Annotated in this window: 26 protein-coding genes; 21 read left to right on the plus strand and 5 right to left on the minus strand. The window is 60.7% G+C overall.

The window, feature by feature from the left end; translation table 11 throughout:
* Nucleotides 1-12 precede the first annotated feature (12 nt).
* The gene (locus tag AAFX04_02695) at nt 13-1,194 is read left to right on the plus strand and encodes a nucleotide disphospho-sugar-binding domain-containing protein (protein MEO1044329.1); all 1,182 of its coding nucleotides are present in this window, start codon (nt 13-15) and stop codon (nt 1,192-1,194) included.
* Between the two features lie 20 nt (nt 1,195-1,214).
* On the opposite strand, the gene AAFX04_02700 is transcribed toward AAFX04_02695, so the two are convergent.
* Nucleotides 1,215-1,532, minus strand: a complete 318-nt coding sequence (locus tag AAFX04_02700) for a 2Fe-2S iron-sulfur cluster-binding protein (GenBank protein MEO1044330.1) — start codon at nt 1,530-1,532, stop codon at nt 1,215-1,217.
* Between the two features lie 120 nt (nt 1,533-1,652).
* Between AAFX04_02700 and AAFX04_02705 the strand changes: the two genes are divergently transcribed.
* Nucleotides 1,653-2,270: a DNA-3-methyladenine glycosylase 2 family protein gene (locus AAFX04_02705; GenBank protein ID MEO1044331.1), complete on the plus strand. Its 618-nt coding sequence runs from the start codon at nt 1,653-1,655 to the stop codon at nt 2,268-2,270.
* A 21-nt stretch (nt 2,271-2,291) separates the two neighbouring features.
* Here AAFX04_02705 and AAFX04_02710 read toward each other — a convergent pair whose 3' ends face one another.
* From AAFX04_02710 to AAFX04_02720, 3 genes are all read right to left on the minus strand, one after another.
* A complete protein-coding gene (locus AAFX04_02710; GenBank protein MEO1044332.1) occupies nt 2,292-2,825 on the minus strand; it encodes a hypothetical protein in 534 nt (177 codons plus the stop codon).
* 118 nt (nt 2,826-2,943) lie between these two features.
* Nucleotides 2,944-4,491 carry an ABC transporter permease/substrate-binding protein gene (locus tag AAFX04_02715; GenBank protein ID MEO1044333.1) on the minus strand — a complete coding sequence of 516 codons (1,548 nt, stop codon included), beginning with the start codon at nt 4,489-4,491 and terminating at the stop codon, nt 2,944-2,946.
* Nucleotides 4,488-5,279 carry an ATP-binding cassette domain-containing protein gene (locus AAFX04_02720; protein MEO1044334.1) on the minus strand — a complete coding sequence of 264 codons (792 nt, stop codon included), beginning with the start codon at nt 5,277-5,279 and terminating at the stop codon, nt 4,488-4,490. The genes AAFX04_02715 and AAFX04_02720 overlap by 4 nt, the downstream gene beginning before the upstream one ends.
* A gap of 261 nt (nt 5,280-5,540) precedes the next feature.
* On the opposite strand from AAFX04_02720, the gene AAFX04_02725 reads away from it, so the two are divergent.
* Both AAFX04_02725 and AAFX04_02730 read left to right on the plus strand, forming a co-directional pair.
* Complete coding sequence (locus AAFX04_02725; protein ID MEO1044335.1) at nt 5,541-6,473, plus strand: SLATT domain-containing protein; 933 nt, start codon at nt 5,541-5,543, stop codon at nt 6,471-6,473.
* A gap of 82 nt (nt 6,474-6,555) precedes the next feature.
* Nucleotides 6,556-7,380, plus strand: coding sequence for an SDR family oxidoreductase (locus AAFX04_02730; protein MEO1044336.1), 825 nt, complete (start codon nt 6,556-6,558; stop codon nt 7,378-7,380).
* A gap of 117 nt (nt 7,381-7,497) precedes the next feature.
* Here AAFX04_02730 and AAFX04_02735 read toward each other — a convergent pair whose 3' ends face one another.
* Nucleotides 7,498-7,791 carry a 4a-hydroxytetrahydrobiopterin dehydratase gene (locus AAFX04_02735; GenBank protein ID MEO1044337.1) on the minus strand — a complete coding sequence of 98 codons (294 nt, stop codon included), beginning with the start codon at nt 7,789-7,791 and terminating at the stop codon, nt 7,498-7,500.
* 124 nt (nt 7,792-7,915) lie between these two features.
* Between AAFX04_02735 and ccmA the strand changes: the two genes are divergently transcribed.
* From ccmA to murB, 17 genes are all read left to right on the plus strand, one after another.
* On the plus strand, nt 7,916-8,548 hold the full coding sequence (gene ccmA / locus AAFX04_02740) for a heme ABC exporter ATP-binding protein CcmA (GenBank protein ID MEO1044338.1): 633 nt from the start codon (nt 7,916-7,918) through the stop codon (nt 8,546-8,548).
* Entirely contained in the window at nt 8,545-9,231 is a 687-nt protein-coding gene (locus tag AAFX04_02745; protein MEO1044339.1) for a heme exporter protein CcmB, read from the plus strand. The genes ccmA and AAFX04_02745 overlap by 4 nt, the downstream gene beginning before the upstream one ends.
* 5 nt (nt 9,232-9,236) lie before the next feature.
* The gene (gene glpD, locus AAFX04_02750) at nt 9,237-10,784 is read left to right on the plus strand and encodes a glycerol-3-phosphate dehydrogenase (protein ID MEO1044340.1); all 1,548 of its coding nucleotides are present in this window, start codon (nt 9,237-9,239) and stop codon (nt 10,782-10,784) included.
* A gap of 40 nt (nt 10,785-10,824) precedes the next feature.
* Nucleotides 10,825-11,856 carry a cysteine synthase A gene (locus AAFX04_02755; protein MEO1044341.1) on the plus strand — a complete coding sequence of 344 codons (1,032 nt, stop codon included), beginning with the start codon at nt 10,825-10,827 and terminating at the stop codon, nt 11,854-11,856.
* A 6-nt stretch (nt 11,857-11,862) separates the two neighbouring features.
* Entirely contained in the window at nt 11,863-12,228 is a 366-nt protein-coding gene (locus tag AAFX04_02760) for a hypothetical protein (protein MEO1044342.1), read from the plus strand.
* Nucleotides 12,229-12,563: 335 nt separating this feature from the next.
* Nucleotides 12,564-13,133, plus strand: coding sequence for a division/cell wall cluster transcriptional repressor MraZ (locus AAFX04_02765; GenBank protein MEO1044343.1), 570 nt, complete (start codon nt 12,564-12,566; stop codon nt 13,131-13,133).
* Nucleotides 13,130-14,092 (plus strand): 16S rRNA (cytosine(1402)-N(4))-methyltransferase RsmH, encoded by a 963-nt coding sequence (gene rsmH, locus AAFX04_02770; GenBank protein MEO1044344.1) that lies wholly within the window; start codon nt 13,130-13,132, stop codon nt 14,090-14,092. The genes AAFX04_02765 and rsmH overlap by 4 nt, the downstream gene beginning before the upstream one ends.
* Nucleotides 14,089-14,694 (plus strand): hypothetical protein, encoded by a 606-nt coding sequence (locus AAFX04_02775; protein ID MEO1044345.1) that lies wholly within the window; start codon nt 14,089-14,091, stop codon nt 14,692-14,694. The genes rsmH and AAFX04_02775 overlap by 4 nt, the downstream gene beginning before the upstream one ends.
* Nucleotides 14,691-16,385 (plus strand): penicillin-binding protein 2, encoded by a 1,695-nt coding sequence (locus AAFX04_02780; protein ID MEO1044346.1) that lies wholly within the window; start codon nt 14,691-14,693, stop codon nt 16,383-16,385. The genes AAFX04_02775 and AAFX04_02780 overlap by 4 nt, the downstream gene beginning before the upstream one ends.
* A complete protein-coding gene (locus tag AAFX04_02785; GenBank protein ID MEO1044347.1) occupies nt 16,385-17,839 on the plus strand; it encodes a UDP-N-acetylmuramoyl-L-alanyl-D-glutamate--2,6-diaminopimelate ligase in 1,455 nt (484 codons plus the stop codon). Before AAFX04_02780 ends, AAFX04_02785 begins: the two co-directional genes overlap by 1 nt.
* Nucleotides 17,836-19,230, plus strand: coding sequence for a UDP-N-acetylmuramoyl-tripeptide--D-alanyl-D-alanine ligase (murF, locus tag AAFX04_02790; protein MEO1044348.1), 1,395 nt, complete (start codon nt 17,836-17,838; stop codon nt 19,228-19,230). Before AAFX04_02785 ends, murF begins: the two co-directional genes overlap by 4 nt.
* A complete protein-coding gene (mraY, locus tag AAFX04_02795; GenBank protein MEO1044349.1) occupies nt 19,230-20,300 on the plus strand; it encodes a phospho-N-acetylmuramoyl-pentapeptide-transferase in 1,071 nt (356 codons plus the stop codon). Before murF ends, mraY begins: the two co-directional genes overlap by 1 nt.
* Entirely contained in the window at nt 20,297-21,622 is a 1,326-nt protein-coding gene (gene murD, locus AAFX04_02800; GenBank protein MEO1044350.1) for a UDP-N-acetylmuramoyl-L-alanine--D-glutamate ligase, read from the plus strand. Before mraY ends, murD begins: the two co-directional genes overlap by 4 nt.
* Entirely contained in the window at nt 21,619-22,860 is a 1,242-nt protein-coding gene (locus AAFX04_02805; GenBank protein MEO1044351.1) for a putative peptidoglycan glycosyltransferase FtsW, read from the plus strand. Before murD ends, AAFX04_02805 begins: the two co-directional genes overlap by 4 nt.
* The gene (murG, locus tag AAFX04_02810; protein ID MEO1044352.1) at nt 22,857-24,131 is read left to right on the plus strand and encodes an undecaprenyldiphospho-muramoylpentapeptide beta-N-acetylglucosaminyltransferase; all 1,275 of its coding nucleotides are present in this window, start codon (nt 22,857-22,859) and stop codon (nt 24,129-24,131) included. The genes AAFX04_02805 and murG overlap by 4 nt, the downstream gene beginning before the upstream one ends.
* Entirely contained in the window at nt 24,131-25,549 is a 1,419-nt protein-coding gene (murC, locus tag AAFX04_02815) for a UDP-N-acetylmuramate--L-alanine ligase (GenBank protein MEO1044353.1), read from the plus strand. The genes murG and murC overlap by 1 nt, the downstream gene beginning before the upstream one ends.
* Nucleotides 25,546-26,448, plus strand: a complete 903-nt coding sequence (gene murB, locus AAFX04_02820) for a UDP-N-acetylmuramate dehydrogenase (GenBank protein MEO1044354.1) — start codon at nt 25,546-25,548, stop codon at nt 26,446-26,448. Before murC ends, murB begins: the two co-directional genes overlap by 4 nt.
* The last annotated feature ends 59 nt before the right edge of the window (nt 26,449-26,507 follow it).

Below are 26,507 nucleotides of genomic sequence, written 5' to 3' on the forward strand. Positions count from 1 at the left end.
GAGAGGAACAGCATGGCGCGCATATTGCTCGGCTGGGAATTGGGGGCCAATCGCGGGCATATTGTCCGGCTGCTCACCCTTGCGGACGCGCTTGCAGATCAGGGGCATGAGGTCGCGCTGGCGCTGCAGGATCTGAGCCTGATGCCGCGAGCGTGCTTTGGCAGTTTCACCCTGTATCAGGCGCCTTTATGGCCGCGTCTCCTGGCCAGCACGGCGCGTTCCTATCCCCGGGAAGCCCAGACCATGGGCGATATTCTCTACCGTCTCGGTCTTGATGATCCACTGGCTTTGGCAGGGCTGGTGGCGGGCTGGCACACGCTGTTCGCCGCCTTCCGGCCGCAGCTGGTAATCGGGGATTTTGCTCCGGCACTCGGCGTCGCCGCGCGTGGCCGCATGCCGGTAATCCAGCTGGGCACCGGCTTTACCGTGCCGCCATCGGATATGGACCATTTCCCGGCACTATCGGCGAATGAGGCGGTGCATGATGAAGCAGAGGCACTGTCGCGCAGCAATGACGGGCTGAAGGCTATTGGCGAACCGGCGCTAAAGGCACTGCCCGCAATCTTTGCCGCCGATAAGCAAATGCCCGGTGAATTTGCTCGGCTCGACCCTTATGGGGCCTTCCGCACCGGTCCGCTGAATCCGCCCTCGGTCGCGCATCCCGTGCCGCAACCGCATGATGATGGGCCGGGTGACGAGATTTTCGTCTATGGCTTTGAGCGGGCGATGACCGCGACCTCCTTATGGGATGGGCTGCAGCGCTCGGGTCTGCCGGTGCGGGTGCATATCCCGCGCCTGTCACCGGCCATGGCACGTGCGCTCACTGATCGCGGCTTTGCCTATGAGCCCGAGCCATTGCCATTTGCCGATATAGCCCGGCGTTCGCGTATCGTGCTGTCGCATGGCGGCCATGGCTTTACCTGCTCCGCGATGCTGGCCGGGTTGCCGCAGATCGTTACCTATTATGACTTGGAGAAGCGGCTCACCGGCGAGCGTATCGCCGCCATGGGCACGGGTGGCTATGTCTCGCTCAGTGCATTGAATGCCGAAGCCCTTGGCCAGGGCGTGCGCCAGCTTTACGAGGCCGAGGCACCGCAACAAAAGGCGCGCGAAATGGCAGAGTCATTTGCTGTGGAAATGGGCAAGAACCCGCTCGCCGCGATTGTCGGGGCGGCAGAGCAGATGCTGGACTGAATATGTAGCGGAAGTGGCGCTCAGTCTTCTGGCGCGATCGCGACTTTCAGGCCGGCCAGATCGTCGGTCATGGTGATCTGGCAACTCAGCCGCGAATGGTCGTTGCGATGGTCGGAGCTTTCCAGCAGGTCGTCCTCATCTTCGTCCATCGTCGGCAGCTTGTCCTGAAATGCCGGGTCGACATGGACATGGCAGGTGGCGCAGGAGCAGCAGCCGCCGCACAGGGCGAGCAGTTCGTCAAAGCCATTGTCGCGAATGGCTTCCATCACCGACAGTCCGGCTTCGGCCTCGACGGCCTTTTCGTTTCCGGCCCTGTCGACAACAATCAATTGTGGCATAATCTGGTTACCCCGTTATCTTTTCGGCAAACATGCGTCGCGCCGATATGTCGCTCCGCAAGGGTTTTTGCAAGGGTGTGATCATATCGTGATCACCCGATGGCGCGAAGGGAACGGGAAATGGGTTTGACTGCGGATCAGGTGCGCCATGGCATTGACGCTGTCGCGGCGATGGAGCCGGAGATTGCCCGGGTACGCGATCTCGCCGGCTATCCCGAACCGCGCATCCGGCCCACCGGCTATGCAACGCTGCTCAGAACGATTGTCGGCCAGCAGGTCAGCGTCGCCGCTGCCAGCTCGGTATGGAACAAGCTGGAAGGCCTGCTTGGCGAGGGCTGTCCCGCCGAAGCGCTGATTGCGCAGGATTTCGATGCCTTGCGCGGTTGCGGTTTGTCGCGCCAGAAACAGGGCTATGCCCGGTCGCTGGCAGAACTGGTGCTGTCAGGCGCGGTCAATCTCGATCATCTGCCGGATGATGACGAGGCGGCGATTGCCGAGCTAACCCAGATCAAGGGCATTGGTCGCTGGTCGGCGGAGATTTACCTGCTGTTCGCCGTCGGGCGTCCGGATATCTGGCCAGCGGGCGATCTGGCGGTGCAGGCAGGCATCGGCAAGATCCTCAAGCTCGATGAGCGGCCGTCCGAAAAGGCAACGCGCGCACTGGCCGAAAGCTGGTCACCGCATCGCGGCAGCATCGCGATCCTGACCTGGCATTGCTATAACAATGCAGCGTTGTGAGGCTGGTCTGCGCCCGGAGTGCTAGTCCGGCGCACCCGGCGCAACCTGCACCCCGGGATTGAGCTTGCGCACCTCGCGCAGAAAGCTTTTCGGCTTTTTCCAGTATTTGGTCTTCGGGTTGATCTGCAGCCCCAGCAATGTCGCCACTTCGCCGACGAAATGGACGCAGTTGCGTTTGTTGAGATTATAGCTTTTCTGGGGGCGGTCGCGCCATTCCACCATCTTGGCGATGACCGCGCGATATTGCATATCGCTCAGCACCATCGAGAAATGCGGGTCGCTCTTGGCGATATATTTTGCCTTACTGGTCTCGATCTTGCCTTTGACCGAGCCGAACAATATTCCCGGCGATACATTGACGGCAGTAAAGCCGTAATTGGTATTGACCACCTCGCCTGTCTCATCAACCGTGCCCTGCAGCACGACAAAGGCGTGCGGGAAGCGGCTGCCGAAATCATGGCTGTAAAAGGTGATGGTGACGGCGGCCTGCGCCGCGCTGGCCCAGAGCAGCAGCGGTGCGATGAGAAATAGGATGAGAGTTCTGATTGCGATCATGGCTTACCCTCTTTCGTCACCCTGAGCTTGTTTCAGGGTCTGTTCCTCTATCTGACACGGCATCGAAAACGGAGAAGCAGATGCTGAAACAAGTTCAGCATGACGATTATTCCTTTTACTACAACCCCAATTCCTGCCTGAGCCAGCGTGCGGCTTCGGAGGGACTTTGTTTGTCCGAATCGCGATCAACGCGATAATTGGCGGCGCGCATCTTCTCAACCGGAATGGCCCCGGCCAGCGGTTCCAGCGCCGCCAGCAGATTGGCATTATTTCGGCGTTTGCCGGTAAGCATCAGCATGGCATCATAGCTCGGCACCGCGCCTTTGGGATCGCTCAAAACCACGAAATCATAGGCGGCAACCCGGCCATCGGAAGAGAAGGCGGAAATGACATCGGCCTGACCGCTGGATAGGGCGCGATACATGAAGGTTGGCTCAAAGGCGCGCTCCTCGGCAAAGCGCAGCGGATAGGCGGCCTTGACCGCCTTCCATTCAGGCCGCTCCAGAAATTCCAGATCGGTGCCAAAGGTGAATTGCGGTGACACACGCGCAAGATCGTCAAGGCTCTCCAGCCCCAGCCGCTCGGCATCCTCAGGACGCACCGCAAAGGCATAGGTATTCTCGAACCCCAGCGCGCCGACCAGCAATGTGCCATGTTCCGCCTCTACCCACTGGCCGATTTCCGCCAGCATCTCGCTACGCGGCTTGCGGTCGGTGCGGTCCATCTCATTGGTCCAGATGGTGCCGGCATAATCGACCGAGATATCGACATCGCCATTGGCCACCGCCTGGAACAGCACCGCCGAGCCCAGTCCCTCGCGATATTGCACCGCATAGCCGGCCTCCTCCAGCCGTTGGCCGATGACACGGGCGAGGATATATTGCTCGGAAAAGCGCTTGGTGCCGATGACGATGGCGTCTTCATCGCTACCGCCGCGTGGCACTAGCGCCAGCACCAGGCCCAGCGCCAGCAGGCCGAGGCCGCCCCATATCTGCCAGCGTCGACGCTTGGCGATGCCGGTCTCCACCGCGCCGAGCAGCGTGTCGACCAGGATCGCCAGCGCGGCGGAGGACAGGCATCCGGCGAGCACCAGCGACCAGTTCTGTGTCTGCAGTCCGGCGAAGATCAGGTCGCCCAGACTGGGTTGACCAACGGTGGTGGAGAGTGTTGCGGCGCCAATGGTCCATACCGAGGCGGTACGGATACCTGCCATGATGGTGGGTGCCGCCAGCGGTGCCTCGACCAGCCGCAATTTCTGCGCCGAGGTCATGCCGATGCCATCAGCGGCTTCGGTAAGGGCAGGGTCCACCGCATGCAGTCCGGTGACCGCATTGCGCAGGACCGGCAGCAGCGCATAAAGGATCAGCGCCAGCAACGATGGGAGAAAACCGAGCGGTGTGATGATATCGCCGAGCAGTGTATTGAGAACGAGCAGCAGCGGATAGAACAGCGCCAGCAACGCCAGCGCCGGGATGGTCTGGATCAGGCTGGCAAAGCTGAGTGCTATCCGTGCCACCACCGGATTGCGCGCGGCCCATACCGCAAGCGGCAGCGCGATAATCAGTCCCAGCGCCAGTGCGGAAAAGGCGAGTTGAACATGCTCGGCGAGCAAATCGGGCACGCGGCCAAAGCTCTCGATAAAAGCCTCGCCAAACAGATCACTCATGATGCGGCCTGTCGATTAGCCAATGCCGCGTGCCGAGCTTCGACCAGCTTTTCCGCCTGACCACGCGGTACGGCGACCAGTTCCTCGGCTTCTGGCCCGCAACCCCCTGCCAGCAATTCGCCCGGTGTGGCATCAGCGGCAATGCGCCCGCCCGCCATCACCCAGATGCGATCGGCAATCAGCAGCGCCTCGGCCATATCATGCGTCACCATGATGGTGGTCAGCCCCATAGCATCATGCAGGCGGCGATATTCATGCGCCAGCAGTTCACGCGTCACCGGATCGAGCGCACCAAAGGGTTCATCCATCAGCATCAGCCCTGGCTGACCCGCCAGCGCCCGTGCGACACCCACGCGCTGTTGCTGGCCGCCGGACAGCTGGTCGGGCATACGGGTAGCGAAATCCTCGGGCAGGTCGACCAGCGCCAGCAATTCGCCAATCGCCGCAGCGGAAAGCCTTTCGGTGCCCGCCAGTTTCGGCCCGATAGCGATATTCTGGGCTATAGTCATATGCGGGAACAGGCCGATATTCTGAAACACATAACCGATGGCGCGGCGCAGCTGATGTGCGTCCTGGGCGGTAATGTCGGCATCATCGATCAGGATGCGTCCGGCACTGGGTTCGATCAGCCTGTTGGTCATTTTCAGCAGGGTCGACTTGCCCGAGCCCGAGGCACCGACCAGCGCCACGAAAACGCCCGGTTCGATCCGCTTGTTGAGCCGGTCGACCGCGATGGTCGCGCCATAGGATTTGGCAATGTCCCGATAATCCAGCGCCGGACCGCGCATTCGGGTGCCATGCGGTGCCCGATCTGGCCCGGATGAAGCTTCGGTCGAAACTGACATGGCCCCGGTATAGACGGGAAAATACACCGATGACCAGCCGCAGCGATGCACTTCGTCTTTCCATAGCTTTGGTATGAAGAATTGCACAAAAACCGAGAACGCAATGCAGGATTTCAGGCACATTCCGAAATCATTATTTCTGTGATACAGTAATGCAAAGACGGTCGCTTCTGTTACTGTTTGCATCGCTCAAGGAGGCTGACGATGACCGCGCCCGCAAACCGGCAATTACGAGATTTGCATGATGTCCTTTCTGATCACCCGCTTTCCCGTACATCGCTCAATCGGCTGAAAGATGAAACCAAAGCCTTGCTGACAGGGCATTATCTGTTCTATGAGACCAACAAGAAATCGGCCAAAGAATACGCCAATGTCATAGCTCTTATCGCTATAGTCCTGTTGGCCATTTCACTGATTTCTCCGGCGCTTTCCGGACTTGTGAAAGCCGACACGGGTTGGTTCCAGCAATTCTCGCAAGATGCCTATCGATGGGCCTATCTTGCTGCCATTCTTGCTGGGGTAGCCATGTTGTTCGACCGGCATTTCCTGTTTTCCAGAAACTGGGTGAAGCGCTCGAGCGTGGCACATCAGATAAAATCCGCCTGCGAGGAACTGGATTTGAACTGGGCGATAATCGAACTCAAATTCACCGGGGATATCGTCAATCCCGTGGTCGCGACCGAGGCGATAGAGTTGCTCAAATCGACGCTGTCGGAGGTCAACAAGCTGGTGCTGCAGGAGACTGAGAAATGGGGCGATGACGTCATCGCATCGCGTCAGGCCCTGACCGAGAAAATCGACAAGCAGCAGCAGCATACCCAGGAGAAATTGAATGAAATGCTGCATGCCGAGAGCCTGCACAGCCAGGCCAATGCTCCGGGTCTGATCCAGGTCGAGCTGGAAAATGGTGACAGCGCGGTTGATGGTCTGACGCTGTCCGTTGGTGAAAATGCGCTAAACTTTGAAAATGTGCCGGAAAACTGTATATTTGAAGGTGTTTCGCCGGGTATGCGGGTGCTGAAAGCGCAATGGACCATACAGGGCGGTAAACAGATAGAAAGATGCTATCCGGTTGCCGTGAAAGCCGGTGCGGTCGCGTCACAGAAAATCGATCTGAAACGCAGCGACGCCTCATAGAACGCAATTGTTTTTCCCTCTGCGAGTCTATAGCTACTGACACAAATGTCAGGAATGCGAGTTGCACGAGAGGAAAGCGAGAATGGCCCAGAAAGAAACGGCACAGAAAACAATCTTCATCACCGGCGGTGCTTCGGGTCTCGGCCGCGAGGTCGGGCGCTATTTCGGAGAGCGTGGATGGTTTGTCGGACTCGCCGATATCAATGCTGAAGGGCTGGCGGAAAGCGCTGCGCTGATCCCCCAAGGCCAGAGCTCCAGCCATATGCTTGATGTCACCGATCGGGCGCAGTGGAAACGCGCGGTGGCGGAATTTGCCGAGAAGACCGGCGGCAGGATGCATGTGCTGTTCAATAATGCCGGCATTGGCGCCGGTGGGCCGATCCAGGATATGGACGATGCCGATATCGACCAGCAGATTGCGGTCAACCTGACCGGTGTGATCAGTGGAACCCGGGCCTGTTTCGACCTGCTCAAGGCCAGCGACGACAGTTGCATTCTCTACACCGCTTCGGCTGCGGGGATTTACGGTGTCGCCGATCTCAGTGTCTACAGCGCTACAAAATTTGCGGTGCGCGGTCTGGCCGAAGCGCATGATATCGAACTGCGCAAATATGGCATCCGCTCGCGTTCGTTGATGCCGGGCTTTATCGATACCGCGATTATCGGCGAGGTTGTCGAAGGCACCAATGAGACCGGAAAGCAGCGACTGGAAAGTGCAGGCGTCGAGGTCAGCCCGGTGGAGATTATCGGACCTGCCGCATGGGCCGCGGTGCATGGCGACAAGGTGCACACCCCGGTCAACAAAATGGCCAAGCAGCTATGGTTCGCGTCGCGCTGGATGCCCGGCCGCCTGCGCAAGCAGCAGCTCGAACTGGCGAATATCGGCGATGTTGTTGGCGGGAATTGAGAAACCCTCAACCGTTTGCCCTGAGCTTGTCGAAGGGCTGCACTTCTCTTTGAAAAACAAGAGCGGTGCTTCGACAGGCTCAGCACGAACGGTTATGTATATGACCCGTGCCTGAACCTAAATCAGCGCATCAATCTGCTTGGCCAGAGCAATGTCCCGCTCCGACAGGCCGCCGGCATCGTGCGTGGTGAGCAGAATCTCGACACGGTTATAGACATTCGACCATTCCGGATGGTGATCGGCCGTTTCCGCCAGCAGAGCCACGGACGTCATAAAGCCGAACGCCTCGACAAAATTGCCAAAGGCGCAGCTGCGGCGGATACCCTTGCTGTCCTTGTCATAGCTCCATTGCGGCAAATCACGCAGGGCGGTGTTGCGTTCGTCTTCGCTCAGCGTGCTGATTTCGGCCATATCACTCTTCCTTGGGCTATTGGAGACGAATCATCGATCAAGTGGCGACCATAAACCGCTTTTTGGCGGGTCGCCATCAGCAACAGGCTTGAGCTTTGACCGGCATTGCGCCATGCCCCGGCGCATGATGGCGGATCTGCACAATTTCAGCACCAAAGGCCACGGGCTGATAGGCCATGGCCTGGGTTGTCGCCGTGGCGACCGGGTGCTGTTTCGCGGTCTCGATATTGTGCTCCAACCGGGCGAGGCACTGACCCTGACCGGGCCAAATGGCATCGGCAAGTCGAGCCTGTTGCGCATGATTGCCGGGCTGTTGCCGGTCTTTGCCGGAGAATTGGACATATCGGGTGCTGTCGCGCTGTGCGATGACCGGCTGCCGCTCGATGGCGACCAGACTCTGCTTCGGGCGCTGCGCTTCTGGCAGGGGCTGGATGGTGTCAGCGATGCTCGCCGCGATGCCGCGCTGGCGGCACTCAAGCTGGAGGCGCTGAGCGATATACCGGTACGGATTTTCTCAACCGGACAACGCCGCCGTGCGTCACTGGCGCTGATGGCGATGGGGCATGCCCCGATCTGGCTGGTGGATGAGCCGGCCAATGGCCTCGATCAGGTGGCGCTGGCGCTGCTCGATGAGCTGTTCGCCGCGCATCTTTCGGCAGGAGGTATCATCCTAGCTGCCTCGCACCTGCCGCTGCCGGGGCTGGGTGCGGCCAGGCTCAATGTCGGCGATTATTGTCCGGTGGAAGAGACGCTATGAGCCAGCCGGGGCTGACCACCATCATCCTGCGGCTGATCCGCCGTGATGTCGCGCGCGCCTATGGCCTGGGCGGAGGTGACAGCGGGCAGGGCGGTTTCCTGTTACCGGTGCTGTTCTTCCTCACTGTCGCCATTCTCTACCCCTTTGCCGTCGGCCCTGATGCGCCGCTGCTGGCACGCACCGGGGGCGGAGTGATCTGGGTCGCGGCGCTGCTGGCGGCGATCCTGCCGATCGACCGGCTGGTGCTGCCCGACCGGCAATCGGGCCATTATGATTTCTATGCGGTGCGCGGGCTTGCCGAGGAATGGGTGATGGTGGCTAAGATCATCGCCCACTGGCTCAGCTTTGCGCCGCCGCTGCTGCTGGCCACGGTGATTGCCTCGACGCTGCTTGGCCAGAGTGGCGCGCAACTGGTGGTGCTGATCACTGGCCTGTTGCTGGCGACCCCGGGTCTGGCAGCGCTGGCGGTGCTTATCGCGGCGGTGATGGCCGGGCTGCGCTCGGGCACGGCGCTTGGCGGGCTGCTGTTCCTGCCGCTGGCACTGCCGATGCTGATCTTCGGTGCCGGCAGCAATGTCCAGGGTGGTGACAATGGCCATTTGCTGCTTGCTGCGGTCAGCCTGTTTCTGGTGGCGATTTCACCGATTGCCGCCGGTGCCGCCATCCGCGCGGCGCGGGATTGAATATTATGGCCGAAAAAACGTCACCGACATATGATCTCGCGATAATCGGCGGTGGTATCAATGGTGCCGCGATCGCCCGTGATGCTGCCGGGCGAGGTCTCAAGGCGCTGCTGCTGGAAAACGGCGATCTTGCCGGCGGCACCAGCAGCGCCTCGAGCAAGCTGGTCCATGGCGGATTGCGCTATCTCGAGCATCTCGAGTTCCGGCTGGTGCGTGAAGCGCTGCTGGAGCGTGAGACACTGCTGACCACCGCACCGCATATCATCTGGCCGCTGCGCATCGTGCTACCGCATGACAAGGGCCTGCGCCCGGCCTGGATGCTGCGGCTCGGGCTGTTTCTCTATGACTGGCTGGGCACCCGCAAGATACTGCCCGGCGCAGAGACGGTGAAGCTGAACCGGCCGCCTTATGCCGGAATCCTCAAGCAACGGCTGGTCAAGGGCTTTGCCTTTTCCGATTGCTGGACCGATGATGCGCGGATGGTCGTGCTCAACGCGCTCGATGCCGCCGAACGCGGCGCCGATATCAAGGTGCGGACCCGCTGCACAGGGCTGGTGCGCCAGGGCGCGCACTGGATGATCGATACCGAAGGGGAGGCCGGGCCGCAGCGCTATCAGGCGCGCGCTGTGGTCAACGCCGCCGGTATTGCGGTTGACGATATCTGGAACAGCGCCTTTCCCGGCAGTGACCGCCAGAATCTCCGGTTGGTCAAAGGCAGTCATATCGTGACCCGCAAGCTTTATGATGGCGATCATCTCTACATGTTCCAGAACCGTGACAAGCGGATCGTCTTCGCCATTCCCTATGAGCGCGATTTCACCCTGATCGGTACCACCGATGCGCCTTATGACCCTGCCGCCGGGCCGCCTGAGATTTCCGCCGAAGAAACCGGCTATCTTTGCGCCATTGCCAGCGAGTATTTCGCCCGACCGGTGACGCAACAGGATATTGTCTGGACCTATTCGGGGGTGCGGCCGCTTTATGATGACAAGGCTGACAATGCCTCGACCGTGACCCGCGACTATGTTTTCGACCTCGACGCACCCGAAGGTGCAGCGCCTTTGCTGTCAATCTTTGGTGGCAAAATCACCACCTGTCGCAAGCTCGCCGAACATGCGCTGGAGAAGCTGGCCGAGCCGTTGGGGCTGGAGGATGGCAGCGGTCCGGAAGAGCCGGGCTGGACGGCGTTTCGCCCACTGCCCGGCGGCGATATTGCCGGTGCGGATTTTGACGCGTTCTTCACCGGGTTGGAGCAAAGCTATTCCTGGATGCCGCGCGACATGCTGTGGCGCATGGCGCGCTGTTACGGCACCCGCATTGACCGCATCATCGGCAATTGCGACCGTGAAGACCAGCTCGGCGAGCAATTTGGCGGCGGGTTGAGCGAGGCGGAAGTGCGCTATCTGATCGACCAGGAATGGGCACGCGCGGCGGAGGATATTCTCTGGCGGCGGACCAAATGCGGCCTGCATATGAGCGAAAAGCAGCGCAAGGATTTCCAGCGCTGGTTCACCACGTACCAACAGCCGCGCTTGATGGTAGGTAAGGCTTAGTTTCTTGCCGTGTCCGCTATCGCGGCCTATGTCATGTGCTATGAGTGATACAGCATCTTCTCCGGCGGTCTTGGCATCGACCCTCGACCTGATCGGCAATACCCCGATGGTGCGGCTGAAAGGCCCGAGCGAAGCCGCAGGTTGCGATATTTACGGCAAGTGCGAATATGCCAATCCCGGCGCTTCGGTGAAGGACAGGGCGGCGCTGTGGATCGTTCGCGATGCCGAGGCGCGCGGCCTGCTGAAACCCGGTGGCACGATTGTCGAGGGCACCGCCGGCAATACTGGTATCGGCATTGCGCTGGTGGCCAATGCGCTCGGCTATAAATCGGTTATCGTCATGCCCGAGACCCAGTCCAAGGAGAAGATGGATACGCTGCGCGCGCTGGGGGCTGAGCTGGTGACGGTGCCGGCGGCGCCCTATGCCAATCCGGGGCATTTCGTGCACACTTCGCGACGCATGGCCGAGGAGACGGATAATGCCGTCTGGGCCAACCAGTTCGACAATATCGCCAACCGCAAGGCCCATATTGAAAGTACGGCACCGGAAATCTGGGCCCAGACCGGAGGACGCGTTGACGGCTTTATCTGCGCGGCTGGCACTGGCGGCACCATTGCCGGGGTCGGTCTGGGATTGAAAGAGCGCGATGAAAAGGTGATGATCGGCCTTGCCGATCCGCATGGCGCGGCGCTGTATCATTATTTTGCCCATGGCGAGCTGAAATCGGAAGGTTCATCGGTGGCCGAGGGCATTGGCCAGGGTCGGATCACCGCCAATCTGGAGGGTACGCCGATCGATACCCAATATCGCATTTCGGATGAAGAAGGTCTGCTCTGGGTGCGCCGTTTACTCGCCGAAGAAGGGCTGTGCCTCGGCCTTTCATCGGGCATCAATGTCGCCGGTGCGATAGCATTGGGCAAGCAGCTGGCGCAGGAGCGCGGCAGCAGCGCGAAGGTGGTAACGATATTGTGCGATACCGGTTTTCGTTATCTGTCGACGCTGTATAATCCCGAATGGCTGCGGACAAAGGGCCTGCCGGTTTTTCCCTGGCTGGCGGGTGGAGAGGAATAGACGATCATGGATCAGCCGCGCATCCGACTGAAAAGCGACAATCACGTGCTGCAGCGCCTGCAGATCGGTTCGGTCGGAGTGATAGCGGTGCTGTTAATGGTGGCGATGGCCAGTCTCGTCCTCAACAGCGCCAGCGACCAGATGCCGGATGATATCGCCGTTACCGAGGGCACGGCCGATGAGGCCAAGGCGGCTGAGGCCGATGCGCAGCCTAATGAGCCGCTGGTCGATCTCGGCGTGGTGCCCGATATTGCTCCCGAAGAGAGCCTTGCCGACCCTGACGAGGTGTTGACCGAGGATAACCTGCCCGACCTCCCGGCTGCCCCCGATGGGACTGGTGAAGAGATGCCGGTGGAAGGGCAGGAGCCCTGATGAACGACGCCGGATAATGGTGCGCGCCCGGTCATCGGCCGGGTTCCCGTGATTTCACGGCTTTTGTCGCAGCGACAATCTTCGAAAAGAGCAGCATCTAACCATGTGATTCTGCATCAAAAAGACTTTTGAAGAGAACATATATAGAATATCACTACGGAATTATCACACTATCGATCAAGGCAGAGTAAAATTATTATTTAAAATCAGTATTATATTTTTTTAGCCCGTAAAATCCCGTCTATTCCCTCTTCCATCCCGCAGCAGACGCTGTTAGGAAATCCTTAACTATAGGGTGGATTGTTTCCAGATGCTGATCGCAGCACCGCTGGCGCATGGCGCTTGCCGGAACGGGAGCGCTTGCCCTGGGTCGCTGGGACCGGACGATTGGGGTGAGGACGTTGAGCGGGAAGCCGAAATATCGGTATCGGGGCACATATTTCTCCGCCCGTGGCGAGAAAGACCGCTTTGTCCTGCCCGCCGATTTCCGCAAGACCGTTACCGAGAGCAGCGACAAGCGTCTATTGTGCCTGTCGCGTGACACCCGTTTCCCCTGTCTTGTCGGCTATGGCCTCAGTCGCCAGGACGAGATTGACGACGAAATCGACCGTCAGGAAGAGCTGGCAACACAGCGCGGCGAAATGTTTGATCGCGAGGTAGCCGAATTGTCGAGCTCGGCCATGGTGTTCGAGACCGGTTTCGATGCTTCCGGGCGTTTCATCTTTCCGCTGCATGCCCGCATTCTTGCCAAGATTTCCGACAAGGCGCTGTTTATCGGCAGCGGCAGCCAGTTCCAGATATGGGATCCCGATGTGCTGCTGGCCTATGATACCGATATTCCGCGCCTGCTCGATGCCAAGATGCTGATCCCGCATTTTGCCGAAGAGGCAGGAGGGCGCAGATGACCCGCGACCCCGCCGCGCCCAAAGCTGCATCTCATATCTCCGTGTTGCTCGATGAAGTGTTGACAGCCCTCGCCATCCACCCGGGTGAGCGGCATGTCGATGCCACTCTCGGTGCCGGCGGCTATAGCCGGGCGATGCTCACGGCGGGTGGCATGGTCCATGCCTTTGACCGCGACCCGGATGCGCGGCCATTTGCCGATGCGCTGGCTGGCGAGTATGGCGAGAATTTCCGCTTCCACCCGGCGGAATTCTCGCAGCTTGCCAGCATATTGCGTCAGGCCGGAGTCGAGACGATTGACGGTATCGTCTTCGATATCGGCGTATCGTCGATGCAGCTCGACCGGGCCGAGCGCGGCTTCTCGTTTCGGGAGGATGGTCCGCTCGATATGCGCATGGCGCAAAGCGGTACCAGTGCAGCTGATTTCCTCAACAGTGCCGATGCCGACGCCATCGCCGATGTCCTTTATCTTTACGGCGAGGAGCGTCAGTCGCGTCGGGTCGCCCGCGCTATCTGCGCTGCGCGCCCGTTGCAGACCACGGGGGAACTGGCGGCGGTGGTGCGCAAGGCGCTGGGCCATCATCCGGGCATGAAAAAGGATCCCGCAACGCGCAGCTTCCAGGCGATCCGCATCCATGTGAATGGCGAAATGGACGAGTTGCGCGCTGGTCTCACCGCCGCCGAAGCCATGCTCAGACCTGGCGGTCGGCTGGCAGTTGTTACCTTTCACAGCCTGGAAGACCGCATCGTCAAACAGTTTCTGCGCACCCGCTCTGGCGGGCAGGGCGGTGGCTCGCGCCATCTGCCGGTCGCTGATGCCGGCGCCGCGCCCAGCTTTGACAAGCCTGCAAAGCCGGTGCGTCCCAGTGAGGCCGAATGCGTCCACAATCCGCGTGCCCGCTCGGCAACTCTGCGCGCGGCCATCCGTACTGCCGCTCCGGCATGGAAGGAGGCGGCATGAAACTCGCGATTAGAAGGCTGAAAAATCTTGGCTGGCTGGCGCTGGTGCTGGTGGTGGCAATTTCGCTCTATCCATTGTCGCTCAGCGTCGCCACGCTGCGCAGCGACCTCGCGCGTACCGAATCCGATATCGTCGCCGCCAAGGCCCGACTGCGCTATCTTGAAACCGAATTCGCCACCCGTGCCAGCATGCGCCAGCTCGAGCTGTGGAATGCGCTGGATTATGGCTATCAGGCCCCCGAGGCAGAGCAATATATCAGCGGCGAACGCGCGCTGGCCAATATCGGCAAGGGGCGTGAACATATGCGTGACATTGTCGAGGTTGCCATGGTCAGCGTCGACAATGCTGCCGGCAGTATCGGCTCCCCCTTTGGCGACGGCATTGCCATCCCTGCTGCCAATAACGTTGATGAGGCCAAAGCAGCAGCTGAAACCACCGGCTCCGATAGCGAAACTGCAAGCGCGGGCAGGGCAATCGCCATGCCGGTCAACGCCCCCACTATTGAGGACTTGCTCGAAGCCAGCAATGTCTCTTCCAGCAGCGAGCCCGAAATCCCCGCCGCTACCGATGAGTCTCCCGAGAAGGAAGATCCGCAACCATGATGGCCATTGCGCAGGGCAAGGAACGTGTCCGTCTCGCCAGTCTGTCGGCCCATGCACTTTCCGTCGCCCATTTACGGGCACTGGTTGTGCTGCTGTTGCTCGGCTTCACGGTTCTGGTGATGATCGCGCGGCTATTCTATCTCGGCGTGTTTGAGGAGCATCGGGTCGCACGCGATACCGGCACCCTTTACATCCCGCCTCGGGCCGACCTGGTTGATCGCAACGGTGTGCCGCTGGCGCGCACCATTCCGGCCTTTGCCATTCGCGTTGTGCCGGATCGGGTTATCGGCGACAAGCCGCAGCTGGCGCGCCAGCTGGCGGAGATTTTTCCCGACACCAGCGCCAGTGATTTCCTCGATAAGCTCAATCGCAAGCGTCCGACCTATTTGCGCCGCCGTGTGGTGCCCGATTTTGCCAACCAGGTGCATGCGCTGGGCGAGGTCGGTTTTGAATTTCCGCGCGAAAATGAGCGCTTCTATCCGCAGCATGGCCTCGGCGCGCATCTGCTTGGCTATGTCAATGCCGATGGCAAGGGTGTGATGGGCATGGAGCGGGTGCTCAACGACAGGCTGGTCGATGATGGCCGCCGCGCCGAACCGGTGCGGCTTGCCATGGATGTCCGGGTGCAGGCAGCGCTGGAGCATGAGCTGGGCACGGCGATGCGGGCCTATAAGGCCAAGGGGGCGGCCGGGATCGTACTCGATGCCAATAATGGTGAGGTGGTGGCGCTGGCCTCGCTGCCCGAATTCAACCCCAACAAGATCAGCAAGGAAGACATTCCACGCCAGACCAATGATGTTACCTATAATGTCTATGAGCTGGGCTCGACGTTCAAGCCGCTGACTGTCGCCGCGGCGCTTGACGCCGGTACGGTGACCAACCTCGCCACCCGTTATGACGCCACAGAACCGTTGCAGGTCGGTCGCTTCCGGATCAGCGATGATCATCCGCAGCGACGCTATCTCAATGTCCCGGAAACGCTGGTGCACAGCTCCAATATCGTCACCGCGCGGCTGGCCGACAATCTCGGCCGTGAACGGATGGAGGCGATGATCCGTTCGCTCGGCTTCGATGCGCCGCCGCAGATCGAACTGGTCGAGCGCGGCCAGCCGCTCTGGCCGCAGAGCTGGGGCAGGGCGACAAATATGACCGTTGCCTATGGCCATGGCATTGCGGTGACTCCGATGCATCTGGCTTCGGCCTATGCGGCGCTGGTCAATGGCGGCATCTGGCGCCCCGCCAGTGTACGCAAGCTCAACGCCGATGAAGTGCCCGCCGGACGACGCGTGTTCAAGGCAGCGACCAGCGCCCGCATGCGCCAGTTGCTGCGGATGATCGTTGTTCATGGCACCGGGCGCAAGGCCGATGCTCCGGGCTTTCGTATCGGAGGCAAGACCGGATCCGCGGAAAAGCCGCATGAAGGCGGTTATAAGCGCAGCTCGCTGGTATCCACCTTCGCCGCCGCCTTTCCGATGGACAATCCGCGCTATGTCGTGGTGACCATGCTCGACGAGCCGGAAGGAACCGCTGCATCATCGTTCCAGCGCACCGCCGGCTGGACCGCAGCGCCGGTGGTCGGCCGTCTGGTACCGCGCATCGGGCCAATGCTTGGTGTGGTCCCCGATGATCGGCGCGATGTCGACATTTCCGAACTGACGCCACTGCTCTGGTCGCCCAGGGACGCAAGCTGATGAAGCTGGGTACGATCTTCTCCGCTGTTCCGGCTTCCCTGGCCGAGCAGCCCGTCACCGGCTTTGCCATCGACCATCGCAAGGTCGCGCCGGGCACGGTATTCGGGGCGTTTCGCGGCAGCCGCTTCAATGGTGAAGATTTTATCGAAGGCGCGGTCCAGGCGGGAGCGATTGCCGTGGTCGCTGCGCCCGATGCACCGGTGCCTGCCAGTGTCGCCCATATCGCCGATGATGAACCGCGCCGGGCCTTTGCCCAAGGGGCGGCGCGCTATTTCCGTCCGGTTCCGGGGACCGTGGCGGCTGTTACCGGGACCAATGGCAAGACATCGACCGCAGAGATGACGCGCCAGCTCTGGCACATGGCGGGCCATGGTGCAGCGTCGATCGGCACGCTGGGCGTCACCACCTCATTCGACCAGAACCGCACCGGTTTGACGACACCTGATATCGTGACTTTTCTCAGCAATATGAGCGGCCTCGCACGACAGGGTGTCAGCCATGCGATTTTCGAGGCGTCGAGCCATGGCTTGTCGCAATATCGCACCGAAGGCCTGTCGGTAAAAATCACCGCCTTCACCAATTTCAGCCGCGACCATCTCGACTATCATGGCACCATGGAGGCTTATTTCGCGGCCAAGATGCGGCTGTTCGACGAGGTGGTCGATGCTGATGGCAGCGTTGTGATCTGGGCCGATGATCCCAAATCAATCGAGGTGCAGGAACGCTGCGAGGCACGCGGCCTGAAGGTGCTCACTGTCGGCGAAGCCGGAGACGACATCGTGTTGGAGTCGCGCACGCCGACCCAGCTCGGTCAGGTGCTCATGGTCGAGTATGAGGGCAAGACCTATCGCATCGCGCTGCCGCTGATCGGTGCCTATCAGGCGGCCAATGCGCTGACCGCTGCTGGTATTGCGCTGGCCTCGGGTGGCGAGCCGCAGCAGGTTTTCGACCATGTCGCCCGGTTGCAGCCGGTGCGTGGCCGGCTCGAGCGCGCGGTTATCTGCGCCAATGGTGCGCCGGTCTATGTCGACTATGCCCATACCGGCGATGCTCTGGCATCAGCCATTGCCGCGCTGCGTCCGCATGTTGGAGGGCAGTTGATCTGTGTCTTCGGCGCCGGCGGCGACCGCGACACCGGCAAGCGCGCCGAAATGGGCAGGATTGCGCATGACAATGCCGACCGGGTGGTCGTTACCGATGACAATCCGCGCGGCGAGGATCCGGCGGCGATCCGTGGCGAGATACTCGCCGCCGCCCCGGACGCCGAGGATATTGGCGACCGTCGTACCGCTATCGCCCGGGCGATAGAGCTGGCCGGGCCTGACGACATCATCCTGCTCGCGGGCAAGGGGCATGAACAGGGACAGATTGTCGGTCGTGGCGAGGAGGAACGGGTGCTACCCTTTGATGATGTCGAGGTTGCGCGGCAAGTGGCCGGGGAGGCGGTCGTATGAGCACAATCTGGGCCGCTGCAGAAATTGCCGAAGCGACAGGCGGCACGGCGCATGGCGATTTTGCTATTTCCGGCGTCGCTTTTGACTCGCGCGAGGTTGGTCCCGGCGATCTGTTTATCGCGATGCGCGGCGAACAGGCCGATGGCCATGACTATATCGCCGGAGCGCTCGACAATGGTGCTGCCGGGGTGATCAGCGAAAAACCGTTCGGCGATGCGCCGCATGTGCTGGTGAAAGACAGCTTTGCCGCACTGAACGCGCTCGGCCATGCCGCCCGCGCCCGCAGCCGGGCGGTGATCATCGGTGTCACCGGATCGGCGGGCAAGACCGGTACCAAGGAAGCGCTCTATCTCAGCCTCGATCGTGCCCCGGCGCGCAGCGCGCATCGTTCGGTCAAAAGCTATAACAATCATGTTGGCGTACCACTGAGCCTGGCGCGGATGGACCCGGCGGCTGATTATGGCGTGTTCGAAATGGGCATGAACCATGCCGCTGAACTGAGCGCGCTGACCCAGATTGTCCGCCCGCATATTGCGATTATTACGACTGTCGCGCCGGTACATATCGAGCATTTTGACGATGAGAGCGGTATTGCTCACGCAAAGGCGGAGATTTTTGAAGGGCTCGAGCCGGATGGTACTGCGATCATCCCGATCGATAATCCGCATTATCCCATTTTGCGTGCCAAGGCGGAAACTTGCGCAACGCACATCCTGACCTTCGGCCGGCATGAAGAGGCCGATATCCGTCTGATCGATGCTGTCCCTGCGATGGAGGGGGGCACTTTGGTGACAGCGCGGCTGCTGGACCGGATGCTGGTCTATCGTGTCGCGGAATCGGGCGAGCATTGGGCGATGAATTCCTTGAGCGTGATGGCTGCTGTCCATGCCGCTGGTGGCGATCTGGCGCTGGCCGGACTGGCCATGGCCGAACTGCCCGGGCTTGCCGGGCGTGGCGCTACCCATGATGTCAAGCTGAAGGACGGCGGCAGCGTCCGTCTCGTCGATGAAAGCTATAATGCGAATCCGGCATCCATGGCGGCAACGCTCAAGACCTTCGCAGATAAAGCCGCAGGCCGCAAAATCGCCGTTCTGGGAACGATGGGAGAATTGGGTGATTTCAGCGAAAGGTACCATGCTGAACTTGCCGGGCCAGTAACAGATGCGGGTGTGGATCATTGCATCCTAGTCGGTGAGGAGATGCAGATTCTGGGTAAAAGGCTCGCTTCTGCGGTTGAGTATCAGGGCGGTTTCGACCATGTGGCCGATGCGTCCGTAGCGCTTGATCGGCTCAAGGCTATCATGGCCGATGGTGACACCATTCTGATCAAGGGTTCCAACAGCGTTAATCTGGGGTCGGTAGTACGGGCGCTCACCGACGGGGAAACATAATGCTCTATTATCTCGCCGAGTTGATGGAATTTGAGGGCGTGTTCAACCTGATCCGCTATCTCAGCTTTCGCTCGGGCGCCGCCATTGTCACTGCGCTGTTCATCGGCATGGCGATTGGGCCGCGCTTCATCATGATGCTGCGCATGCGGCAGGGCAAGGGCCAGCCTATCCGCGAGGACGGGCCGCAAAGCCATCTGGCCAAGCGCGGCACGCCGACCATGGGCGGGCTGATGATCCTGATTGCGCTAACCACTTCGCTGCTATTGTGGATGGATCTCAGCAATATCTTTGTCTGGGCCTGTCTTTTCGTCACGCTGGGTTTCGGGACCATCGGTTTCCTCGATGATTATGACAAGGTGCGAAAGGCCAGCCACAAAGGTGTATCGGGCAAGGTGCGGCTGCTCGCCGAATTTGTCATCGCTGGCTCTGCAACCTGGCTGATCCTCAACCAGACCGGGACATTTCTCTATGTCCCCTTCTTCAGCAATCTCGCCTTTGAGCTCGGCCTGCTCTATTATCCGTTTGCCGCATTTGTGATCGTCGGTGCTGGCAATGCGGTCAACCTCACTGACGGGTTGGACGGGCTCGCAACCATGCCGGTAATCATCGCCAGCGGCAGCTTCCTGCTGATCGTCTATCTTGTCGGTAACACCGTATTCTCCGGCTATCTCGGCATTCCCTATGTCGAGGGCGTCGGTGAGCTGGCGATTTTCTGCGGCGCGGTGATCGGTGCGTGCCTTGCCTTTTTATGGTTTAACGCGCCGCCGGCGGCGGTGTTCATGGGCGATACCGGTTCTCTCGCACTGGGCGGGGCGCTGGGCGCTATCGCGGTTTCGGCGCATCATGAAATCGTATTGGCGATTGTCGGCGGTCTGTTCGTGCTCGAGGCGCTGTCGGTGATCATCCAGGTATTCTTCTTCAAGCGCACCGGCCGCCGTGTCTTCCGCATGGCGCCAATTCACCACCATTTCGAACAGCTTGGCTGGCCGGAATCCACCGTGGTGATCCGTTTCTGGATCATCTCTCTGGTGCTCGCGCTGGCCGGATTGGCAACGTTGAAACTGAGATGATTACCGCGCGCGCCTTTTCCGGAAAACGCTATGCCGTACTCGGGCTGGCCCGGTCGGGACGCGCCGTAGTAGAGACGCTGTCGGCATCGGGGGCCGAGGTGCTGGCCTGGGACAATAGAGAGGCGGCGCGCGACAACCTGCCCGAGGGTGTGCAGCTTGGCGATCCGCTGACCACCGATCTTACCGGCTATGACGCGATTATCGTTTCGCCTGGGGTACCGATCAACCGCCATCCCATTGCCGACCGGGCGCGGGCCTTCGGCCTGCCGCTGATCGGCGACATCGAACTGTTTGCCATGGCGCGGGGTGAATTGCCGGTGCACAAGGTTGTCGGCATTACCGGCACCAACGGCAAGTCGACGACCACGGCGCTGGTGCACCATATGCTGCGCCATGCCGGTTACAGCACGCTGATGGGGGGCAATATCGGCCTGCCGATCCTGTCGCAGCCGCCGCTACAGCCGAATGACAAAGGCCCGGCGGTCTATGTCCTCGAACTGTCGAGCTTCCAGATCGATCTCACCCTCTCGCTCGATTGCGATGTCGCGGTGTTGCTCAACATCACCCCGGATCATCTTGATCGCTATGACGATTTTGCCGCCTATGCTGCCGCCAAGGCGCGGCTGTTCGCGATGCAGTCGGCCGGACGTCACGCAGTGGTCAACCGCGCCACCGAGGATGAATTTGCCGTGATCGGCAGCCGGGATGACCTGATGGTGCGCTTTCTCGATGCAGTCTCAGTCACAGGTCAGGATAATTGGCCAGCGCTCGCCGGGCCGCATAACCGCCAGAATGCCGCCGCCGCGATATCGATTGGCGAAACGCTGGGCCTTGGCAGCCCCGCCATTGCCGCGAGCTTTGCCGGTTTTGAGGGCCTTTCACACCGGATGGAGGTGATCGCCCAGTTTGAAGGCGTCACTTTTGTCAATGACAGCAAGGCGACGAATCCGGCTGCGACGGCGCCGGCGCTGGCCGCCTATCGCGATATCCACTGGATCGCTGGCGGCCTGGCCAAGGAGAAGGGGCTTGATGATTGCGCGCCCTATTTTGACCGCATCAAGCATGCCTATGTCATCGGCGAGGCCGGGCCGGATTATGCCGAGCTGTTGGCGCCGCACATGCCGATCAGCCGTTCGGAGATGTTGGGCAATGCGGTGAAACAGGCTTTTGAGCGCGCAGTTCCGGGCGATGTGGTGCTGCTCTCGCCGGCCTGTGCCTCGTTTGACCAGTTTCGCGATTTCGAGGCGCGTGGCGCGTGTTTCCGCAAGATGGTCGACAAGCTTATCGCTGAAACAAAGAGTGAGGGAGAGAAGGTGGCATGAGCGAACAGACGGTCAGCGACAAGGGCAACGCACCGGCATCTGCTGCGCCGGCTATTGTCGCACGCGGCCTGTCGAAGCGATTCAACCGGAGGCTCGGCCGCTCGGACCGCTCACAACTGGCGATCTGGTTCTGGGAGCTGGACCGGGTGACGCTGACCCTGATCGGCATTTTGATGGCCATTGGACTGATTGCGGTGGCTGCCGCCTCTCCGGCTACCGCGGCACGCCTTTCGACCGACAGCGTCACGCTCGACCCGCTCTATTTTTTCTATCGCCAGCTGCGCTGGCTGATCCTCGGCGTTCCGGGGATGATCGTCATTTCGATGCTGCCCAAGACCCAGGCGCGGCGGCTGGCGATTGCCGCCATGGTCTTTTTCGGCATGCTACTGATCCTGGTACCGGTGATTGGCGAGACCAAGAACGGCGCACAGCGCTGGATCGGCTATGGCCTGACCATTCAGCCATCGGAATTTCTCAAGCCCGCTTTTGCCGTGACCATTGCCTGGATATTGTCGCTCAAGGCGCGTGATCCCGAACTGCCGGTTATGAGTGTGACCTTCGGCATCACCTGCATCGTCGGTTTTTTCCTGATGGCCCAGCCCAATCTTGGCGGTACCATCGTTTTCTTCGGCATCTGGTTCGTGCTGGCGTTGCTCGCCGGGCTGTCCTTCCAGGTGATCGCTGGCTCAATTGTTGCCGGGATTGGCGGGCTGACCACTGCCTATCTCTTCTATCCGGTGGCGACCCAGCGCATCAATGCCTGGCTGTTTGGCGGCGAGAGCTATGACCAGGTGGCGCTGGCACACAATACGCTGACCAATGGTGGCTTTATTGGCGCCGGGCCGGGGCTGGGCACCGCCAAGTTCCGCCTGCCTGAGGCGCATACCGATTATATCTTCTCGGTCATCGGTGAGGAATTCGGCCTGCTCGCCTGCGCCGCCATCGCGATACTCTATCTGGTGTTTATCGCACGGGTGCTGCTGCGGTTGCAGGAGGAAAAGAATCTGTTCCTTTCGCTCGCTGTCACTGGTCTCGCGGCGCAGATTGGAGGTCAGGCGATGATCAACCTTGCCGTCAATCTCCAGCTTTTCCCCTCCAAAGGCATGACCCTGCCATTTATCAGCTATGGCGGGTCCTCGATGCTGGCGCTGTGTTTCTCGGCCGGTTTGCTGCTCGCCTTGAGCCGCAGAAACCCCTATCTTGACCGCTCCTCATTCGACAGGAGCTGGCAACAGTGACCACTATCAACCGCCACTATGTTCTCGCCGCCGGAGGCACGGGCGGGCATATGATTCCGGCCTATGCGCTGGGCGAGGAACTGATGCGGCGCGGCCATCGTGTGGCGCTGCTCACCGATGAGCGCGGCGCAAAGATTCCCGGTATTTTCGAGGAAGGCCAGGTGCACATCCTGCCGACCGCAAGGCTTTCCGGCGGACCTTTGGCAAGGCTGAAGGGGCTGCGCAGCATCTGGCAGGGGCGCAAAATGGCGCTGCGGCTGTTCGACAGCTTTCAGCCCACCGCGGTAGTCGGTTTCGGCGGCTATCCGGCGCTGCCGACATTGCTGGCAGCGAACAAGGCGAAGCTGCCGACCATCGTGCATGAGCAGAATGCGGTGTTCGGCCGGGTCAACCGTCTTATGGCGCGCAAGGTAGGGGCGATTGCCACTGCCTATAAAAAGGTCGAACGGCTCGACAGCAAATATGCCGACAAGGTGCATGTCGTGGGCAATCCGGTGCGACAGGCGATCCTCGACATCCGCACCCAGGATTTCCCGCCTTTCCTGCCCGACGGCATTTTCCGGGTGCTGGTGACCGGTGGCAGCCAGGGTGCAAAGGTGCTGTCCGAAATGGTGCCCGATGGCCTTGCCATGCTGCCGACGCATCTGCGACGCCGCTTGCAGGTAACGCAGCAATGCCGCGAGGAAGATATCGACTTGGTGCGTGAGCGTTATGCCGCGCATGAGATACCGGCGGAACTCGCCACCTATATTGACGACCTGCCCGACCGGTTGGCCTGGGCACATCTGTTTATCGGTCGCGCCGGGGCCTCGACCATTGCCGAGCTGACCGTCGCCGGGCGACCAGCGATCCTGGTGCCGCTGCCTTTCGCCACCGATGATCATCAGACCGCCAATGCCCGCGAGATGGTTGACGCCGGTGGTGCACGCGCGATTGTCCAGCCAAAGATCACCACCCGTGATCCCGATGCGCTGGGCGGCGACAAGGCCAATGCCCTGCGCAAACAGCAGGCCGATGAATATCAGAAAATGGCGAAGCAGCTGTGCAAGCAGATCCAGAAGATCGCCATGGACCCGGCATCGCTGGAGAATGCGGCGCTCGCAGCGCATAAATGCGGCTATCCCAATGCCACCCGTGATCTGGCCGATCTGGTTGAAAGTGCCGGTGGTGATCCGCTCAGCGATGCCATCCGCATCCGCCCTGCCGCCCAGGGCGCGGTGCGGCCGAAGGAGTCGCTGGCGCACAGCACCGACAAGAAAGAGAGCGTCTGATGCAGGCGGTCGGCACCGATATCGGCACCATACACTTTGTCGGCATTGGCGGCATCGGCATGTCGGGCATTGCCGAGGTGATGCACAATCTGGGCTATAGCGTGCAGGGCAGCGACATTGCCGACAGCCCGACGGTGGAGCGGCTGCGCGGCAAGGGCATCACCGTGCATATCGGTCATGATCCGGAACATGTCAGCGAAGCGGCGGTGCTGGTGACGTCAACGGCGGTGCGCCGTACCAATGTCGAGGTCGCCCATGCGCTCGAACACCGTATTCCGGTAGTGCGCCGGGCCGAGATGCTGGCCGAGCTGATGCGGCTGAAATCGACCATTGCGATTGCCGGAACGCATGGCAAGACCACGACCACCTCGATGGTTGCCTGCATGCTCGATTCCGGTGAGATCAACCCGACGGTGATCAATGGCGGGATTATCAACCGCTATGGTTCCAACGCCCGGCTTGGCACTGGCGAATGGATGGTGATCGAGGCCGATGAGAGCGATGGCAGTTTTTTGCGCCTCGATGGCACACTTGCTGTCGTCACCAATATCGATCCCGAACATCTTGACCATTATGGCAGCTTCGATGCGATCAAATCTGCCTTTGTCGAGTTCATCGAAAATGTCCCTTTTTACGGGGCGGCAATATTGTGTGTCGATCATCCCGAGGTGCAGGCGCTGCTGCCACGGGTGAAGGATCGACGGATCGTCACCTATGGCTTTTCGGCTCAGGCCGATATTCGCGGCGACAATGTCACTCCGATACCGGGCGGCAACCGCTTTGATGTGGTGGTGCGCGATCGTGATGGCGAGACACGGACCATTGAAGGCGTCACTCTGCCAATGCCGGGCCGGCACAATGTCCAGAACGCGCTCGCCGCCGTCGCGGTAGGGCTGCAAATGGGCATGAGCGATGATGCTGTGCGCAATGGCTTTGACAGCTTTGACGGGGTGAAGCGGCGCTTTACCAAAGTCGGCACCATATCGGTCGATAGCGGCAAAGCGGTTGTGATCGATGATTATGGCCATCATCCGGTCGAGATACAGGCAGTGCTCTCCGCCGCGCGCGAGGGCGCAAAGGGCCGCGTAATCGCGGTGTGTCAGCCACACCGCTATACAAGGCTGCGCGATCATATGGAGGCGTTTCAGGGTTGCTTCAACGACGCCGATATCGTGCTGGTCACGCCGGTCTACAAAGCCGGCGAAGAGTCGATTGAAGGCGTCGACAGCGAAGCGCTGGTCGCGGGCCTCAAACAGCGCGGCCATCGCGAGGCGGCGACGGTTGTCGACAGCGATGAACTGGCGCGCGTGCTTGCTGATATCGTTCGCGCCGATGACATGATTGTGTGCCTCGGTGCAGGCGATATCACCAAATGGGCGGCGGGTCTGCCTGATGCGGTGACGGAGGCAATGCAATGAGTGAAAGCCTCACCCTCCCATCGGTACGCGGCAAGCTGAAAGCGGATGCGCCGCTGGCACCCTTGGTGTGGTTCAAGTCGGGCGGCACGGCCGACTGGCTGTTCGAGCCGAAAGATGCCGATGATCTTGCCGATTTCCTGCGCCAGCTTGATGGCGCGCTGCCGGTATGGCCGCTCGGCCTCGGTTCCAACTGTATCATCCGCGATGGCGGGGTGCGCGGCGTCGTGGTCCGCCTCGGCAAGCCTTTTGCCACGGTCGAAGCTGCGGGAGAACATATGCTGCGCTGCGGTGGCGGGGCCTCGGGCATATTGGTGTCCTCCAGGGCGCGCGATGCCGGTCTGGCGGGTCTGGAGTTTCTGCGCGGTATTCCCGGCACGGTGGGCGGCTTTGTACGGATGAATGGCGGCGCCTATGGCCGCGAAGTCAGCGATGTGCTGGTAAGTTGCGGTGTGGTTCTGCCCTCGGGTGAGCGGGCGACGCTCGATGTGGCCGAGCTTGATTACAGCTATCGCCACAGTGCATTGCCCGCAGGTGCGATTGTCGTCAGCGCGCTGTTTCGCGCTGCGCCGGGCGAGCGCGATGCGATCCAGGCCGAGATGGACCGCATCGCCAAGGCGCGTGAGGATTCACAGCCATTACGCTCGAAAACCGGTGGTTCGACCTTCAAGAACCCGGAAGGCCATAAGGCATGGCAACTGGTTGATGCTGCTGGCTGCCGTGGATTGACTGTCGGTGGTGCACAAGTGAGTGAGAAGCACACCAATTTCCTGATCAACACTGGTGATGCGACCAGCAGCGATATCGAGGCGCTGGGCGAAGAGGTACGCAAGCGGGTGAAAACGCAGACGGGTGTCGACCTGCAATGGGAAATCCAGCGCGTGGGAGAGAGACAGCCATGAATGCATTTCCCCTTCCGTTCGCCTCGAGCGAAGTCGAGAGGCTTTTACATGCGGAGAGC

The sequence above is a fragment of the Pseudomonadota bacterium genome (genome assembly GCA_039818985.1).
In the GTDB taxonomy this organism is placed as follows: Bacteria; Pseudomonadota; Alphaproteobacteria; order Sphingomonadales; family Sphingomonadaceae; genus Alterisphingorhabdus.

Coding starts and splice junctions, on each gene's coding strand:
- AAFX04_02695 (MEO1044329.1), top strand. CDS start 13: ATGGCGCGCATATTGCTCGGCTGGGAATTGGGGGCCAATCGCGGGCAT.
- AAFX04_02700 (MEO1044330.1), bottom strand. CDS start 1,532: ATGCCACAATTGATTGTTGTCGACAGGGCCGGAAACGAAAAGGCCGTC.
- AAFX04_02705 (MEO1044331.1), top strand. CDS start 1,653: ATGGGTTTGACTGCGGATCAGGTGCGCCATGGCATTGACGCTGTCGCG.
- AAFX04_02710 (MEO1044332.1), bottom strand. CDS start 2,825: ATGATCGCAATCAGAACTCTCATCCTATTTCTCATCGCACCGCTGCTG.
- AAFX04_02715 (MEO1044333.1), bottom strand. CDS start 4,491: ATGAGTGATCTGTTTGGCGAGGCTTTTATCGAGAGCTTTGGCCGCGTG.
- AAFX04_02720 (MEO1044334.1), bottom strand. CDS start 5,279: ATGCGCGGTCCGGCGCTGGATTATCGGGACATTGCCAAATCCTATGGC.
- AAFX04_02725 (MEO1044335.1), top strand. CDS start 5,541: ATGACCGCGCCCGCAAACCGGCAATTACGAGATTTGCATGATGTCCTT.
- AAFX04_02730 (MEO1044336.1), top strand. CDS start 6,556: ATGGCCCAGAAAGAAACGGCACAGAAAACAATCTTCATCACCGGCGGT.
- AAFX04_02735 (MEO1044337.1), bottom strand. CDS start 7,791: ATGGCCGAAATCAGCACGCTGAGCGAAGACGAACGCAACACCGCCCTG.
- ccmA (MEO1044338.1), top strand. CDS start 7,916: ATGATGGCGGATCTGCACAATTTCAGCACCAAAGGCCACGGGCTGATA.
- AAFX04_02745 (MEO1044339.1), top strand. CDS start 8,545: ATGAGCCAGCCGGGGCTGACCACCATCATCCTGCGGCTGATCCGCCGT.
- glpD (MEO1044340.1), top strand. CDS start 9,237: ATGGCCGAAAAAACGTCACCGACATATGATCTCGCGATAATCGGCGGT.
- AAFX04_02755 (MEO1044341.1), top strand. CDS start 10,825: ATGAGTGATACAGCATCTTCTCCGGCGGTCTTGGCATCGACCCTCGAC.
- AAFX04_02760 (MEO1044342.1), top strand. CDS start 11,863: ATGGATCAGCCGCGCATCCGACTGAAAAGCGACAATCACGTGCTGCAG.
- AAFX04_02765 (MEO1044343.1), top strand. CDS start 12,564: ATGGCGCTTGCCGGAACGGGAGCGCTTGCCCTGGGTCGCTGGGACCGG.
- rsmH (MEO1044344.1), top strand. CDS start 13,130: ATGACCCGCGACCCCGCCGCGCCCAAAGCTGCATCTCATATCTCCGTG.
- AAFX04_02775 (MEO1044345.1), top strand. CDS start 14,089: ATGAAACTCGCGATTAGAAGGCTGAAAAATCTTGGCTGGCTGGCGCTG.
- AAFX04_02780 (MEO1044346.1), top strand. CDS start 14,691: ATGATGGCCATTGCGCAGGGCAAGGAACGTGTCCGTCTCGCCAGTCTG.
- AAFX04_02785 (MEO1044347.1), top strand. CDS start 16,385: ATGAAGCTGGGTACGATCTTCTCCGCTGTTCCGGCTTCCCTGGCCGAG.
- murF (MEO1044348.1), top strand. CDS start 17,836: ATGAGCACAATCTGGGCCGCTGCAGAAATTGCCGAAGCGACAGGCGGC.
- mraY (MEO1044349.1), top strand. CDS start 19,230: ATGCTCTATTATCTCGCCGAGTTGATGGAATTTGAGGGCGTGTTCAAC.
- murD (MEO1044350.1), top strand. CDS start 20,297: ATGATTACCGCGCGCGCCTTTTCCGGAAAACGCTATGCCGTACTCGGG.
- AAFX04_02805 (MEO1044351.1), top strand. CDS start 21,619: ATGAGCGAACAGACGGTCAGCGACAAGGGCAACGCACCGGCATCTGCT.
- murC (MEO1044353.1), top strand. CDS start 24,131: ATGCAGGCGGTCGGCACCGATATCGGCACCATACACTTTGTCGGCATT.
- murB (MEO1044354.1), top strand. CDS start 25,546: ATGAGTGAAAGCCTCACCCTCCCATCGGTACGCGGCAAGCTGAAAGCG.